Here is a 16,206-nt window from a genome sequence, read left to right as displayed (position 1 = left end):
GAGGATGATAAAAACTTAGAAAGATCGCACTGATAAAATTGATTAAATCGGCTATTGAGGTGAATTCGTACAAAAAATTGAAAATTGTTTAAAACATAATGTTATTCATAGAAAAAATCAGGCCACTGAAATGGCCTGATGTAAAGGATGCTAATAGCTAGTACTTACCTCAAGCATCAATCGTGATATCACCGGCAGGAATGCACTGACATGTCAAACATGCCCCCTCATCAGAGGGCTCCACACCATTCAGATGCTGTACGTTCCCTGCAATCACCCTAGTTGAACAGCTTTCACATTGTCCAACACGACAACCACTAGGCATTTGAATCCCAAGCTTTTCCCCAAAATTAAGTAGAGTACCTTTATCCGTGGTCCAAATCTCTGTTCTTCCTGATTTTGCAAAAATGACTTTATGACGTAATGAGGGATCATTATTTATTTTTGCTGGAGAACGAAATATCTCGTAGAAAATAGCAAATGCAGGTACACCTCTCTCCTGAAGCCCTCGCGATATCGCATCCATCATAGGCTGCGGACCACACATGTAATAACGAGCATTATTCTCAATAAGATATGCCTCGACATCTCCCGCACCAACGTAACCAGCTCTATCATAATCCAATCCTGGAATATCACAGTCGAGGGGCTGATTGTAGATATTAATTACTTTAAGCCTGTCAATAGACGCATTTAGCTCCGCAATTCTTTTCTTAAACGCATGTAGCCTACTATTTTGATTAGCATAGAAAAGCCAGATCTCCGGACCTTCCGCTTGGGGGTTAATAGACTCCAGATAGGAAATGAATGGAGTAATTCCAATACCGCCAGCAAAGATTACGACAGGCTGGACGGCATTGAGCGGGACAATGAAATTCCCCCCAGGAGGGGTAAGTTCAACATCCTTGCCTATCTGCAAATGCGTGTTTATGTAGGATGACATTATTCCTTCAACATACTCACCTTTCTCATCAGTCGCTTTCTGATGACGGACAGAAATGGAATAGGTTTTACGGTCATGAACAAACGCAGGGCCTGTCAGCGAATACGCCCGGGTAACGATCTCTTCAGAATCGCTCATCGGACAACAGCTAACAGTGATATGCTGGCCCGGTTCATAATCAGGTAAGTAGCCTTCACTGTTCGATTGGAAGGTAATTGTCGTAACATTATCTGCTTCTTTTTTCAGTTCAATGACTTTGAATGTTTTACGACCTTCCCAGGGGCGCCTTATCAGCTCAAAATCATTCAAGCGGCGAATGCGGCAGCGGAATGAACGCAAAGGTAAAGCACCGCTGACTGGATCATAGCTATCACCGCTGATTAAACTATTGTAATTGCTACTGTACTCACCTTTAACCGGGTATGAAGGTTTGCCAAAATCAGGACAAGCCTGCCACCACCCAAACTCAGCAATTACAGTTTCATGAGAGAGTTTGGCTTCCACTTTTGCTCTAAATCGAGCAAGACCTGCTCTCGTTTCAATTTCTACCCAATCCCCCGTCTTGATACCTTCTTCGTCAGCCAGAGTTGCCGAAATGTCTACCGTTGGATAAGGTGCTTTTTTTCGTAGGCTAGTCAGGCTTCGATGTTGGCTATGACAGAAGAATCCGCTTTTAACGGATGTCAGCATTAATGGATAATCAGGATCGTTGCGCTGGTATTCTTGCGGCTGTACATACTCAGGTAAAGGATTGTAACCATAGTGATGAAGGATCTCAGAGTAAAACTCTGCACGTTTTGTTTCTGTATTGAAACCTGCCAGATATCCACTATTTGGGTCTCTGAAAGCATATTTTCTGACTTTATGCTCAAGCGGGATATCGTAACCTTCTGGCTTATTTCTGAGCATCTCAACAGTCAAACCTAATGGTTCTAGTTGATAATTCCAGGCTGCCTCAATATTGCCGTCGAAGAACGCTTCATTCATTCCTAACCGGCATGCAAGATCGAAAACAATCTCAAGGTCGGAACGGCTTTCACCGCGCGGAGAGACCATTTTTTTCTCAACTGAATGTGGTCCTGAGCAGCAGCACTACTTTCAAACCCGGTTCTTAGGCCTTCGCGCTCCCAGGCAGTGTTAACTGGCAGAAGGATATCAGCATACTTTGATGTAGGCGTTTCAAACAAATCTACATGGGCATAAAACTCAAGCGCCTCAAGCGCCTGTTGTCCGAGAGAAGTATCACTTTGTGAAAGTAATATGTTGGCACCAAAGCCAATTAACCCGCGAATTTTATAGGGTGTACCTTCTAATACTGAATGCCAGATATCCTGAGAATGAACCCAACCTTGTGAAGGCGGCCCGATAGGCCTTTCTTCAAGGCCTAATGCTTTATCCCATTGTGATTTAGGCATCAATGTCGGTGAATTAACCACATTTACCGGGTGGCTGGCATAGATTCGATTACATCCTTCCTGATCGAAACAACCGGTTAAAGCATACAGTGTCGCAATCGCACGTTCTGTTTGGGTGGCATTAGTGTGTTGAGCCACTCCAGACCAACTGTGGTAGGCGATTTTCTTGGCCCCGGCAATCAAACTCGCAGCGGCTTCAATTGACGCAACAGATACCCCGGTGATACGGCTTACGTTTTCTGGGTCATAATTAGCCAACATATCTTTAAAAGATGAAAACGCCGTTTGGCAGGAAATTTTTGCACCATCAGCTATTGCGACTTCAACATTGCCCTCAAGTGCAGCTGTAGGCATCAGCGTTTCTTCAGTTCGAGTCTCGGAATCGATAAATGTGACTTGCTGGTTGTGTTCGTCCCAAACTGTATAGCGATTACTGATGGCAAGTGGGTTAATATCTTTTTCCCGAAGAAAATAACCATTATCATTTCGAACCAACAAAGGACCATTAGTCCAGTTTCGAACAAACTCATGATTAAACAGGTTTCGTTCTACCAGGAGATGGCTTAACCCCAAAGCTAATGCACCGTCAGTTCCAGGATTGACATCAAGCCAGGCATTTGCTTCTTTCGCTAAGGGTGTCGGGCGAGGATCCACGACAATCAGTTTTGCGCCGTTATTTCGACCAGTACCAATCGCACTAGCCTGGGCAAGCCAAGTATTCGCGGGGTTATGCCCCCAAAGAAGAATAAGATCGGCATGGGAATAATCAGCAACAGGAATGCCGCAGCCAAAGGTCCATCGATGTGCAACGTCTTTATGCCAGTTACATATCTCAGTTCCATAGCTGGTATTTGGGCTGCCATAGATACGAACAAATCGCTCTAACCATTCAATTGCATCACTGAGGGGGGTACCGCTTGGGCTCGTAAAGCCGAAAGCGACAGATTCAGCTCCATCCTCTCGTTTAAATTTTTCCAGTTGTCCGGCTATCGTTGACATAGCCTCTTCCCAACTTATACGTTGCCAGCCCGGATCCTCTGCACCTTTAGGATGAGTTCTCTTCATCGGGTACAGAATTCTATTTGCGCTGTCCACCAGCTCAGGTGCCGCTTTCCCCTTCATACACATGGCCTTACCATTAGGGTGTTCAGGGTTAGCCCGTACCTTGATCAGGTGGTCATTTGCTACTTCACTCAGCGTCCCACACCGCGAACGGCAAAGTGTGCAATATCCGGGAATAATATCTGACATTGGAAACCTCACTACTAAAAACAGTTAATATTCTTTAAAAACCACATTGATTTCTTTTTACCCAAGAGTTACTAACCCAATTAATGTCATCTTGTTTTGTAGGCGTAATTTCAGTTGAAATTACTGTCATCTATGGATTGCGGCTAAGAAATTTCAGGACCAGAGTCTGATTTTTGTAAACCGTTAACATCTGCAAGATACAGTGCACTCAAAATAGGGCATTCAGGCTTATCATCCCCTGCACAGCAATCAGAAAGCGTTGTAAGTATTGATGCCATACGCTGAAATTCTTGAATTTTTCGCGTCAACTCGTTGATGTGTGACTCGACTAATTTTTTTACATCAGCACTCTGGCGCGAATGGTTCCCCCACAGACAGAGAAGTTCCCCTGTTTGTGCCAGAGAGAAACCTAATTCCCGACATCGGCGTATAAAATGTAATTTGTACACATCAATATCGCGGAACATCCGATACCCGGCTGCAGTTCTGGCTACTTCCGGTATTAATCCCGCCTCTTCATAATAGCGGATCATTTTTGCGGAAACTCCGGATAACCGGGCAGCATCACCAATGTTCATCCTTACCTCCCAAAATGTATTCTGTTGATACCAGATCCAGTTTCAAATGACGTCGTTTCCGGCGCTCTTACCTTGCATACGTAGTGATACGGTTACCGTCTGGCTCATCAATATTGAGTCGATATCCAGCCTAAACCTTCCTGTGGCGGTAAGGTCAAGAAAAAAGATCATCAAGATAAGCTGTATAAGAAACCAGATGTGACGAAAATACTCATCTCCCTTATGACCACATACTTAATGACTCAAAACACTCTTCTTTGGGTTTAGAAAGAATGCTATCTCTAGTGGAATCATTTTTATATTCGCCAACACTCACTAATTCCCATGATTCGACATCATTCAACAACGCAAGCATCAACTTATTATTTAATGCATGACCTGACTTATAAGCATGGTAGGCGCCAATAATATTATGGCCTGATACGAAGAGGTCTCCAATCGCATCCAGTGTTTTATGTCGCACAAGTTCGTTGTTAAATCGCAGACCTTCCGGGTTCAGAACGCTATATTCATCAAGACCTATCGCATTATTCAAACTTGCCCCTAACCCAAGACCTTTTTGTTGTAGAAGTTCTACATCACGAACAAATCCAAAAGTTCTGGCATCAGCAATCTCGCCAATATAGTGTGCCACTACACTCAGCAGAAATCAAGGGATGCTTAAAATCAATCATAAAATCGATCGAGAACTTAGAGTCTGGATGCAAAAGAGCCCATTTGTCGCCATCTTTTACGGAAACCGTTTTTTTTATCAGCAGATATTTTTTTAGCGCACACTGCTCTATCAAACCAGCGTGCATTATTGAATATATGAATCCTCTGGCACTCCCATCGAGAATGGGAAGTTCTGGAGCATCGAGCTCCACCAAGAGGTTATCAAGTCCCATGCTGGACACCGCAGAGAGGAAATGTTCGATTGTTGAAACTCGAACTCCCTGAGGGTTGATAATGCTTGTTGCCAGCATAGTGTCATGAATCTGATCGGCACGGAGCTGAATATCAACAACAGGAGTTACATCTGTTCTACGGAACCGTATGCCACTATTGGCACCAGCAGGCATGATTTTCATGTTAACGGTTTTACCGCTATGCAAGCCAATACCGTTTAACTCAACAATATTCTTGATAGTTTTTTGCTTGATCATGGAGACCTCTATTTGCTCTAGCGACTAGGCAGAACGTCTGCAACAAGGCTCCATTAATGATTCCCCCTATTGCCCTGTTCATCGTCCTCGCTACTCTCGACTTGGTTCCATTAAAAACCCTAAAGTTGATATAGGGTCAAGCTTTTATACGATATACACATGAAGCATCTTGCACGAGTCGCACTGACTGACCCGAGTTAGTTACCATCATATTCCTTATGGTTGAGACCATATGGAAATCAGTGAATTAAAAATATTTATTCATCCAAAACACAAATGGTTTTAAGAAAACCTAACCCCCTTCTTGTAAAATTATTCAAGATAGTCAAGTATATTTTTTATATTGTCAATTAGGGCCACATGCAGGTCAGGGTCATCACATTCATCTGAATGGCAATAGGAAATATGTTGAAGTATAATTCTTTTTTTGAATTCGCTAACGGTGCACTCCAACTCATACACCGACCGTACGATATCAATACAAGGTTCATCATCGATTAAAAAATCCTGCATTTTATTATATTTATCAGCCAGCTCTTCTATCATAGGAATCAATACGGGGTCATTAACTAACATTGGCATATCTCTCCTCATCGTCTGAAAGTAAAGATGGACACAGCGCTGATAAATCCCAACTCCCTTGCTTACGGTACCGACCGGGAGGAAGATGAAACTTGTTTTTGAAAGCTCTCGTGAAAGTTTGTTGCGAATCAAAACCATACTGAAGAGCAATGTCCAGAACTGTTCTGGAAGTTAGTTTCAGATCGATGGCAGCGCAGGATAATCGACGAGAGCGAACATATTCACCCCGCGCAATGCCGGTCGCCTGTTTAAATAAACGTTGAAAATGCCATCGTGAATAACCAGATTTTTCAGCAATGATTTCTACTGGCAAGGTTTTATTCAATGAACATTCAACCCACTGTACAATATCTTCGACAACACTTTCAGAATATTTTTTGGTGTCCATCCGCTCCCCCTCAAACCATATTCGATAAATATGTTCAAACCAGAATACGGTCTCTGAGTCTGTCGTCCATGAAGAACTCAGAGACCCAACTCTTTATTTTCGTAATAATCTCAGGCCATTTGCCACAACCAGAAGACTGGCACCAACATCAGCAAATACAGCCATCCACATGGTTCCCATTCCCATGAGCGTGAGTACAAGGAATACGGCTTTAATACCTAGAGCGAGGCTGATATTTTGTACAAGTAAGCTGTACGTTTGTCGGGACAATTTCACAAAGGCTGGTATTTTACGCAGGTCATCATCCATTAAAGCTACATCTGCAGTTTCAATCGCCGTATCAGTACCCATTGCTCCCATAGCAAAACCGATATCAGCTGCAGCCAGAGCCGGTGCATCATTGATACCATCACCAACCATCCCAGTGATTCCAATCCGTGAATGCTCTTCAACTGCACGATGTTTATCTTCTGGCAATTGATTCCCTCGAGCCTCATCAATTCCAACCTGAGATGCGATTGCTTTAGCTGTATGTGGGTTATCACCAGTCAGCATAATAGTTTTAACGCCAAGTTCATGAAGTTGTTCAATCGCTTCACGACTGCTGTTTTTAACAGTATCAGCAACAGCGAACAGCCCAAGCACTTGCTTACCATCATTGAGTAAAATAACTGTTTTACCCTGGCTTTCCAGCCTTTGTACTGTTGCTTTAATCTCTGATGGACAATTAAAGTGTTCTTCTGTCAAACGCAGGTTTCCAAGGTAAAAATCCTTACCTGTAATTACGCCATGCACACCTCGCCCAACAATCGCTTCAAAGCTGTCAACATCCTGCTTTTTCAAATCAGCAGAAGCATTCACAATTGCCAGTGAAACAGGGTGATCAGAGTAACTAGCGAGACTAGCTGCAGTAGTACGAACTTCACGCTCGCTCCATCCATTGAATACCATTACGTCGGTTTGTACTGGTTTCCCATGGGTAATAGTTCCTGTTTTATCCAGCGCAAGGGCTTTTAGCTTACGTCCCTGCTCAAGATAAACACCGCCTTTAATGAGAATCCCTTTGCGAGCAGCTGCAGTAAGTCCACTGACAATCGTTACTGGCGTAGAAATAACCAGGGCACATGGACACGCTATGACAAGCATAACTAAAGCTTTATAGATCCACTCCTGCCATGTTCCTGCCCCAAACAATGGTGGCAATACAGCAACCGCAACAGCAATACCCATAACGACTGGGGTATAAATCTGGGAAAAGCGGTCAACAAAACGTTGTGTAGCTGCTTTGGCACCTTGCGCCTGCTCAACAGCATGAATGATTCGCGCAAGGGTTGTATTATTTGCAGCTGCAGTGACTTTATATTCAAAAGAGCCTGACTGATTTATTGTTCCAGCAAATACTGTATCGCCCGCGATTTTATCGACAGGCATACTTTCACCTGTAATTGGAGCCTGGTTAATGGTGGTTTGACCTTTGACGATTTCTCCGTCGAGACCAATTCGTTCACCTGGTTTTACCCTAACAATACTGCCCGGTTGTACGCTACTGGCGTCAACTTCCTGCCATGTTCCATCAGCTTGTTGGACCATTGCAGTTTCAGGAGTCAGGTTCATCAGTGAACCTATTGCATTTCTGGCTCTATCGAGTGATTTGGCTTCTATTAGTTCAGCAATGGTGAATAACACCATAACCATCGCCGCTTCTGGCCACTGCCCAAGGACCAAAGCCCCAGTAACGGCAATACTCATTAGTGCATTGATATTCAAGTTGCCATTGCGAATCGAAATCCAACCTTTTTGGTAGGTTGTCAGACCACAAGAAAGCACTGCTATCAAAGCCAACCCAGCTTCGAGCCAGTCAGGCATATCAGCCCAGTGCATCACTTCGGCTGCAAGAGCAGCTACGCCAGCCAGAGCTAATGGCCACCAGGGCTTTTTTTTCTCCTGGGTATTTTTCTTGCCGCTAGTATTATCCGAAACTTCTGGCTCGAATCCCAACGAGCGAATTGCAGCCATGATCGCTTCAAGCGAATCCGGTGTATGAGTTACAGTCAAAACACGCTGCATCAGGTTGAAATCAAGCTCTTTAACAGAGCTCATTCCACCCAGTTTCTTTTTGATAAGATTTTCTTCAACAGGACAATCCATCTGCATAATGCGAATTTCTGTCCGTAATCCACCAGCCACAACCTGCGAGCCCCCCAGGCTACTCAATTGTTCTGGAGCCGCGGAGCAACAATCCCCCTCATGGCCGTGATCGTGGCCTTCATGAGAATGCTCTTGCGCGGCATGATCATGGTTACATCCCTTATGATTATGCTCATCATGCGAATGCCCTTCGCCGCCATGACTATGGGCATCATGATTATGGCCTTCATGGGAATGGTCATCACTGCATTTATTGTGATTATGAGCCTTCTGATCATGTGCATGATCATTTGCTTTATGTGATTCACCAGTATTCTTAACCCGGAGTCCTGTCCCTAAATTGAACGTTTCACAGCAACTAGCCGCTTCGTCTCCTGCAGGGGTTTTGCTATTTTTTACACCACCACTCATTTTCATTTCCTCATCTGCTAACTATACTGACTATTAAAGACCCTGATCTAACTACAGGGTCAAGTGCATAAGGGGGGATGCATGAAAATTGGTGAATTGGCCCGTAAGGCGGGTTGTCCGGTGGAAACTATTCGGTACTATGAGAAAAAAGGATTACTTCAAGCTCCATTAAGAGATATTGAAAATAACTACCGCTGTTACAACAATACTCATCTGGAAAAGTTGTTATTTATCCGACGCTGCCGCTCTCTTGATATGACTCATGAGGAAATACGTGCATTGCTACTGGCAATTAATAATCGCGGTAAAGACTGTGGCCCCATTGATGCAATAATCAGTGCCCATCTCACGCATGTTCAGCATCGTATTAAAGAGCTATTAGCCCTGGAAACACAACTAAAAGAACTTAATGGCTATTGCAGCTCAGACCGGAGCGTGGACGAATGCGGGATAGTACAGAAATTGACTGCTGATGAAGAGAATGGTGATCTTCCTTTAACCGTACCAACTGACCACTTGGGGGGGGTGCATTAGTGGTGTGCGCTTATAAGTTGATTAGACTGATGGCGTAACACTAGCCCATACAGCTTTGTGCTACGCCATCATGCCCTTAAAATAAGGGGTCGGGCTTTTTCCATTTCGTTACCACGAGAACTACGTTGCACCGCCCCTTCTCTCTTACCGGGATGGCTTTTAGCATCAGCGGTCATTAATGTCTGGTATTGGGCATTCAAATCGCTCATCCCCAGCACAGCTTTTGAACAGAGCTCTGAGTGTATATGCCATTCGTTGCATATTTTCCATACGTCGCTCTAAATCATCCATATGCTCTTGTGCCAGACGTTTAACATCGGCGCTCTGGCGAGATTTGTCATTCCATAACTTGAGCAAATCGGCTATCTATTCAAGAGAAAAACCAAGGTCACGCGCACTGCGGATAAAAATCAGACGGTGGACATCATTGGGTGCATAATCACGGTAGCCTGCTTCGGTACGACCTATAGCAGGAATCAGACCAATTTGCTCGTAATAGCGAATCATCTTTGCGAAGATTCCTGATTCGTTCGATGCTTTACCAATGTTCATAACTCCCCTTTATCTTAGTGCTCAGAGTCTTCTGCCAGCGGAGTCTGGAACCGACGCAAACGAAGTGCGTTGCCCAGAACAAATACACTGGATAGCGCCATCGCGCCTGCAGCAAAGATTGGCGAAAGCAGCAATCCATAGGCAGGGTACAGCAAGCCTGCTGCTACAGGGATCAATGCGGCATTATATCCAAACGCCCAAAAAAGATTTTGCCTGATGTTACCTATTGTTGCCTTAGACAATCCAATAGCATTAGGCACACCCTGTAGGTTGCCGGACATTAAGACAACATCAGCAGATTCCACCGCTATATCGGTACCTGTACCAATTGCAAGCCCAATATCTGCCACAGCTAAAGCTGGGGCATCATTAATGCCATCACCAACATAAGCGACCTTACCGTAAGACTCCTTCAACCGACGAACTGCTTCAACTTTCCCTTCTGGCAACACTTCGGCAACCACTTCATCAATACCCAGCTGTCTCGCTATCGCATTTGCTGTATTGGCATTGTCACCTGTAATCATTGCGACTTTGAGCCCCAGTTGGTGCAATGCATTTATGGCAATCGGCGTACTTGATTTAATAGGGTCAGCGACTGCGATAATGGCTGCCAGACGTCCATCGATAGCAACATAGAGTGGAGATTTCCCTTCGTTTCCAAGGCGTATCGCAGTCTTTGAAAAATATTCGATGTCCAAGCCTAACTCACGCATAAATCGATCAGCCCCAATCTCTACGCGCTCTCCGTCTACTAGTGCTCAGAGTCTTCTGCCAGCGGAGTCTGGAACCGACGCAAACGAAGTGCGTTGCCCAGAACAAATACACTGGATAGCGCCATCGCGCCTGCAGCAAAGATTGGCGAAAGCAGCAATCCATAGGCAGGGTACAGCAAGCCTGCTGCTACAGGGATCAATGCGGCATTATATCCAAACGCCCAAAAAAGATTTTGCCTGATGTTACCTATTGTTGCCTTAGACAATCCAATAGCATTAGGCACACCCTGTAGGTTGCCGGACATTAAGACAACATCAGCAGATTCCACCGCTATATCGGTACCTGTACCAATTGCAAGCCCAATATCTGCCACAGCTAAAGCTGGGGCATCATTAATGCCATCACCAACATAAGCGACCTTACCGTAAGACTCCTTCAACCGACGAACTGCTTCAACTTTCCCTTCTGGCAACACTTCGGCAACCACTTCATCAATACCCAGCTGTCTCGCTATCGCATTTGCTGTATTGGCATTGTCACCTGTAATCATTGCGACTTTGAGCCCCAGTTGGTGCAATGCATTTATGGCAATCGGCGTACTTGATTTAATAGGGTCAGCGACTGCGATAATGGCTGCCAGACGTCCATCGATAGCAACATAGAGTGGAGATTTCCCTTCGTTTCCAAGGCGTATCGCAGTCTTTGAAAAATATTCGATGTCCAAGCCTAACTCACGCATAAATCGATCAGCCCCAATCTCTACGCGCTCTCCGTCTACGGTAGCCCTGACGCCCATCCCAGTAATTGAATCAAACTCAGTCAACACCGGCAGTGATATCTCTTTTCCTAGAGCGGCCTCAACGATAGCGCGGGCAATAGGATGTTCCGAACGTGATTCAACAGCGGCAACTTTTGCTAATACTAAGTCAAGCTCAAACCCTTCAGCCAACTCCAGATCTGTCATTACTGGGCGTCCCTCAGTCAAAGTGCCAGTTTTGTCTACAGCAACGACCTTGGCATCTTTAAGCAACTGCAGAGCTTCTCCCTTACGGAACAAGATCCCCATTTCTGCACCACGGCCAGTACCTACCATGATAGAGGTTGGGGTAGCCAATCCCATTGCACATGGGCAGGCAATGATCAACACAGCCACGGCATTAACCAGTGCGAAAGACAGGGCCGGTGATGGCCCAAATGTTAACCAGGCAAGGAAAGTTAACAACGCTGCCAGCATCACCACAGGAACAAACCATAATGTCACCTTATCGACCACAGCTTGTATGGGTAGTTTAGAGCCCTGGGCTTGCTCTACCATTCTGATTATTTGTGACAGCATCGTCTGACCACCAACGGCTGTTGCACGCAACCTCAATGCTCCTTTCTGGTTAACAGTCCCGCCAACCATTAAGCTTCCGGGAACTTTCTCGACGGGGATAGGCTCCCCCGTTATCATCGATTCATCGACAAAACTTGTTCCTTCGCTCACCTCACCATCAACCGGTACCCGCTCACCTGGTCGAACTTCGACAATGTCATCAAGGGCTACATCGCTGATGGGAATATCGATGACAATACCGTTACGCAGCACATGCGCCTCTTTGGCCTGCAATCCAACCAAACGCTTGATAGCCTCAGACGTTCGACCTTTAGCCCGCGCCTCCATGAATCGTCCTAAAAGAATAAGAGCGACGATTACCGCAGCTGCTTCGTAATACACATTGACGGTACCTTGAGGCAGAAGACCCGGAGCAAAGGTCGCAACCATTGAATAACCGAATGCAGCGAGAGTCCCGACGGAGACGAGAGAGTTCATGTCTGGGCCAAGTCTTAATAACGCGGGAAAACCTTTCACGTAAAAGCGCCGTCCCGGAATAGCCAGCACCAGCAATGTTAACACAAACTGGAGATACCAGCTTTCCTGGAGCCCAATGGTATCCATTATCCATTGATGCATTCCCGGTATCACATGCGACCCCATTTCCAGAATAAATACTGGTAACGCAAGTACAGTCGCCAAAAATAAATCTTTCTTCAACGCAGCCTTTTCAATATCTTTTTTTTCTGCAGTATCATCATTATTCTGGCTTTGGTTATCAACCAGGCTGGCTTCATAACCGATTTTTTCGATAGCAGTTATGAGGTCATCAGCTCCAGCGGTTCCACGAACAGTGGCTCTTTCAGTCGCTAAATTAACAGTGGCTTCTTTTACACCTTTAACCGCTCGGAGCGACTTTTCGACACGCCCTACGCATGATGCACATGTCATGCCCTGAACTGATAACTCTACAGAAGCTTGGGGAACCTCATAGCCGACCTTTTCAACTGCTTCAACCAACGCCATACGATTAACTAATGTATTTAGGCGGATATCTGCACGCTCAGTTGCAAGGTTAACGCTTACGCTTTGTACACCTTCAACCTTAGCCAGAGCGGCTTCAACTCGTCCAACGCAGCTTGCACAAGTCATTCCCTCAATGGGCAAACTGACTTGAGTTTCACCATCATTAGAATGCTGTTTTTTTTGAATGCTCATGATGTATTTCTCATCGTTATGTTCAGATAAAGAACAACCTTAAGGCTTACCATCGTGGGAAGGTCAAGCGCATTATTTTGAACATGCCGATACCGTGGAAGAAATCGTCATAAAATCCTTTACATGAACACATGTTCATGTGTCAGAGTATCGATAAAACCCAGCTTTTTGCTGCAATGTAGTTCACTTAAGCGGAGCTGCCTTGCGATTAACTGGATATCGGGTCTTTGATATTTTTACCGCCCTAGGCCTATTTGGCTTAGGGCGTTTGTCTATAAAAAGGATGGATAAGTCTCCTCGCAGACTTTTTAGACGCTTTGCCGTATTACCGGGAGACACCTCTTTGCACATGACCTTTGTTGACTCGCGATAAACTGACAAGCGTACTTAAAACTGATTTCATTGGGCATTCGACCATGCTCTACTGTCGCTTGACTGGCCTCTCGTCTCACCAAGTTATAACCAAGTAAAAGCCCCCCATAGTTCTTGATAGACAAGCTCCACCGTCTTACTCCTCAGTACTAAAGCGTTGTGTTGCATCGAACTTTTTATGTCTCGATACCCCAACTCAATTTACCATCTCTCATGGTAAAGCTCAGCGACCAATTCTCCGTCGTACTCTTCCCTCGGCAAAGACGTAAACACGGTTTTGTGCTTACCTTGTACTTGATATGTAACGGCTCTGACTTGCCATTTTTCAGGTAGGTTAGGATTTTTCTTGCGTGCCTGTGGTGAGACGTTCATTTCTACCAACATGTCGTCGCTCTCCTCATCGTCCAGAAGGATGTATTTAACCCCTTTCTTAGCAGGCAACAAACAGACCAGTTACCGCGAGTGAAATAGCGCAGTTAACTCAATAGGCATTCACTTTGCGACGCAACATGTTGAGCTTATCAACCTGGCGTCGAATATCACTGAAGAATTCTTCTTTCTCCATGGCCAGCGCTAGCTCCCATTCTTTGGCCAAACCTTGGCAGTCCAAAAATGCGTATCTCAGCTTCGTCTTTGAAATACGCAGCCCCTTGCTAAAGACCACGCGTTTGCCTCGTTGACCGTGAAAACTGTTGATGTACCACTCAATGCCAAAGCCATACTTAAAGTCTCTGATACGGACACCAAGCAGCCCCCAATCTTTAAAGGGCGCATTCTCGCGAACCTTGTAATGGGTAACCCAAAAGTCATCAACTTCAGTTCGTGCCAGTGCTTTTAGCCTGTCCGTTTCTTGCTGAAGTAAATCTGATACCTCTGCTTTCCATTGTTCATTGACGATTTCTACCAAACCAATTTCCCCATCCAATTAACCCCAAAAGCCAAAACCACTATCCGTTTGGCTTTTGGATCGAAACGCCAAACGTAAAACTGCCGTAACAATCACTGTTTGGCGTCTCGATATAAATCAACTCGCGCAATCCCATACCTGACAAGGGATACAGGCCGATTTCACTTAAAAACGCCTAAAAAGACGTATTGCCATGAAAATACAAACCGTTTGGCAAGTTCAGGCCAGAATGCAAACAACGTTTGGCGTCTCGATTTTTTTGGCTAGGTTATCCGCCGCCAAACAGAGCCTATTCTCATACTTTTGCGAAAATGCAATAGGCAGATAGATGAAAGGATTTGTCACCTTTCTGCCCACCGCCAGTGCACCGAATCCTGATAATGACATTTGAGTGAACCGCCAGAGCACTTGGAAAAGCCCAAGCGTGACCAGTGCGGTTGATTGAAAACTGTTAGAGCACTTTGAGTGCACAGGAGATAAGTATGTTTGTACTAGGCGTAGATATCGGTTACTCAAACCTGAAGCTGGCCATTGGCCAATCAGGCAGTGAACCGAAAACCATTATTCTGCCTGCGGGTGCCGGTCCTGCGGATCGTATGCCGGAGCGTATCGGTGGAGGCGATGATGAAACTTGTTTGTATGTGTCTGTCGATAATGAGCGTTGGGCGGCAGGTGTGCCTGCTGGACGCCTTCAAGGCTGGGAACGAGAGCTTCACCCGGAATATCCCACCACAAAAACCTATAAGGCGCTTTTTCATGCCGCATTGTTAATGGCTGAAACAGAATCCATCGATTTGGTTGTCACTGGATTACCGGTTTCCCAGTTTCATGAACCACAACGTAAGTCTGACCTTGTGCAGCGTTTAAAAAGTGTCCATCAAGTGACGCCTAAGCGCAGCATCACAGTTCATGACGTCAAAGTGCTGCCGCAGCCTGCCGGTGCCTATATGGATCTGGTTCAAACAGGTGGTGATTTGGGCTTGATTGAAGAAGGTCGTGTCGTTGTCATCGATCCAGGCTTCTTTTCTGTTGATTGGGTTGCCCTTGAGGCCGGAGAAATTCGCTACAGCTCATCAGGAACCAGTCTTCAGGCAATGTCCGTGCTACTGGAAACCATTGATAAGCTGATTTCGGAAGATCACGGTGCCAAAGTCGGAATGGATCGACTTGAAAAAGCCATGAGAACCGGCGACTTGCAGGTGCTGCTATTTGGTGAAAAAGTCGATATTTCACCTTATCTGAATGCTGCCATGAAAAAGGTAGCGCCTGTTGCTCTTACAGCCATGCGCCAATCCATGCGTGACGAAAGCATCAATGCAGACTTGGTATTGATCGCCGGAGGTGGAGCCTTGGCTTATAAGGAAGCGGCCAAGGAGATTTTTTCACGAAGCAAGATCATCGTGCCGGAACAGTCTGTTTTGGCGAACGTCCGAGGCTTCTGGTTTTATGGGGCATGATCATGAGAGTTGTCGTCAACATCCCCCCAGGGAGCCACCCAGAACTACTCAAAGAATTAGAAAAGACGCCGCCACGGGAACGCGCTGAGCGTCTGAGGATGCTGGCCACCTTTGGCTTAATTCAAATGAGCCAACCCAATCTATCAACGACATCTGCACCGGTGGATGGCCATGCACCAGATGGTGAAGTTACTTCCATGAGTACAGCGCCAGAACCCAAAGCAGAATCACGTAAACAATCATTAAAATCAAAACTAGGGCTGGGCTTATAAC

General features: G+C 45.4%; 14 protein-coding genes and 3 pseudogenes. 3 read left to right on the top strand and 14 right to left on the bottom strand.

The features are described from left to right. Positions 1-169 precede the first annotated feature (169 nt). From FGD67_RS11965 to FGD67_RS11935, 7 genes and pseudogenes are all read right to left on the bottom strand, one after another. A complete protein-coding gene (locus tag FGD67_RS11965; protein WP_228757881.1) occupies positions 170-1,999 on the bottom strand; it encodes a molybdopterin dinucleotide binding domain-containing protein in 1,830 nt (609 codons plus the stop codon). After that, positions 1,933-3,609, bottom strand: coding sequence for a molybdopterin-dependent oxidoreductase (locus tag FGD67_RS11960; protein ID WP_228757882.1), 1,677 nt, complete (start codon positions 3,607-3,609; stop codon positions 1,933-1,935). The genes FGD67_RS11965 and FGD67_RS11960 overlap by 67 nt, the downstream gene beginning before the upstream one ends. A 143-nt stretch (positions 3,610-3,752) precedes the next feature. Continuing rightward, on the bottom strand, positions 3,753-4,187 hold the full coding sequence (gene cueR, locus FGD67_RS11955) for a Cu(I)-responsive transcriptional regulator (protein ID WP_088585976.1): 435 nt from the start codon (positions 4,185-4,187) through the stop codon (positions 3,753-3,755). Positions 4,188-4,407: 220 nt separating this feature from the next. Next, a pseudogene (gene lpxC / locus FGD67_RS21920) lies at positions 4,408-5,332 on the bottom strand (UDP-3-O-acyl-N-acetylglucosamine deacetylase). Between the two features lie 312 nt (positions 5,333-5,644). Beyond that, on the bottom strand, positions 5,645-5,914 hold the full coding sequence (locus FGD67_RS11945) for a hypothetical protein (RefSeq protein ID WP_212751624.1): 270 nt from the start codon (positions 5,912-5,914) through the stop codon (positions 5,645-5,647). Further along, complete coding sequence (locus tag FGD67_RS11940) at positions 5,898-6,302, bottom strand: helix-turn-helix domain-containing protein (RefSeq protein WP_088585979.1); 405 nt, start codon at positions 6,300-6,302, stop codon at positions 5,898-5,900. The genes FGD67_RS11945 and FGD67_RS11940 overlap by 17 nt, the downstream gene beginning before the upstream one ends. Positions 6,303-6,395: 93 nt before the next feature. Then, positions 6,396-8,861 (bottom strand): heavy metal translocating P-type ATPase, encoded by a 2,466-nt coding sequence (locus FGD67_RS11935; RefSeq protein WP_088585980.1) that lies wholly within the window; start codon positions 8,859-8,861, stop codon positions 6,396-6,398. Between the two features lie 81 nt (positions 8,862-8,942). On the opposite strand from FGD67_RS11935, the gene FGD67_RS11930 reads away from it, so the two are divergent. Continuing rightward, positions 8,943-9,395, top strand: coding sequence for a Cd(II)/Pb(II)-responsive transcriptional regulator (locus FGD67_RS11930; RefSeq protein WP_105932867.1), 453 nt, complete (start codon positions 8,943-8,945; stop codon positions 9,393-9,395). A gap of 68 nt (positions 9,396-9,463) precedes the next feature. Here FGD67_RS11930 and FGD67_RS11925 read toward each other — a convergent pair whose 3' ends face one another. The 7 genes and pseudogenes from FGD67_RS11925 to mobI all read right to left on the bottom strand — a co-directional run bounded on the left by FGD67_RS11925 (position 9,464) and on the right by mobI (position 14,494). Then, positions 9,464-9,604 carry a hypothetical protein gene (locus tag FGD67_RS11925; protein WP_257175202.1) on the bottom strand — a complete coding sequence of 47 codons (141 nt, stop codon included), beginning with the start codon at positions 9,602-9,604 and terminating at the stop codon, positions 9,464-9,466. Continuing rightward, positions 9,561-9,752, bottom strand: coding sequence for a MerR family DNA-binding protein (locus FGD67_RS21915; RefSeq protein ID WP_276309500.1), 192 nt, complete (start codon positions 9,750-9,752; stop codon positions 9,561-9,563). The genes FGD67_RS11925 and FGD67_RS21915 overlap by 44 nt, the downstream gene beginning before the upstream one ends. A 9-nt stretch (positions 9,753-9,761) precedes the next feature. Then, entirely contained in the window at positions 9,762-9,947 is a 186-nt protein-coding gene (locus FGD67_RS21910; RefSeq protein ID WP_276309499.1) for a MerR family DNA-binding transcriptional regulator, read from the bottom strand. A gap of 14 nt (positions 9,948-9,961) precedes the next feature. Next, positions 9,962-10,708: pseudogene (locus tag FGD67_RS11915) on the bottom strand (HAD-IC family P-type ATPase); the annotation flags it as partial. Beyond that, the gene (locus tag FGD67_RS11910) at positions 10,702-13,197 is read right to left on the bottom strand and encodes a heavy metal translocating P-type ATPase (protein ID WP_088585983.1); all 2,496 of its coding nucleotides are present in this window, start codon (positions 13,195-13,197) and stop codon (positions 10,702-10,704) included. The pseudogene FGD67_RS11915 and the gene FGD67_RS11910, both read right to left, overlap by 7 nt. Positions 13,198-13,380: 183 nt before the next feature. Then, a pseudogene (locus FGD67_RS11905) lies at positions 13,381-14,013 on the bottom strand (transposase); the annotation flags it as partial. A gap of 37 nt (positions 14,014-14,050) precedes the next feature. Continuing rightward, positions 14,051-14,494, bottom strand: coding sequence for a conjugative transfer protein MobI(A/C) (mobI, locus tag FGD67_RS11900; RefSeq protein ID WP_088585984.1), 444 nt, complete (start codon positions 14,492-14,494; stop codon positions 14,051-14,053). Positions 14,495-14,958: 464 nt separating this feature from the next. Between mobI and FGD67_RS11895 the strand changes: the two genes are divergently transcribed. Continuing rightward, on the top strand, positions 14,959-15,933 hold the full coding sequence (locus tag FGD67_RS11895; RefSeq protein WP_257171399.1) for a ParM/StbA family protein: 975 nt from the start codon (positions 14,959-14,961) through the stop codon (positions 15,931-15,933). A gap of 125 nt (positions 15,934-16,058) precedes the next feature. Beyond that, positions 16,059-16,205, top strand: a complete 147-nt coding sequence (locus tag FGD67_RS11890; RefSeq protein WP_008845653.1) for a hypothetical protein — start codon at positions 16,059-16,061, stop codon at positions 16,203-16,205. Position 16,206: the final 1 nt, after the last annotated feature.

Origin of the sequence: Colwellia sp. M166 (assembly GCF_024585285.1) — a bacterium.
Lineage (GTDB): Bacteria > Pseudomonadota > Gammaproteobacteria > Enterobacterales > Alteromonadaceae > Cognaticolwellia.
Note: the sequence above shows the minus strand (reverse complement) of the source record. Positions and strands in the feature narration are given on the sequence as shown.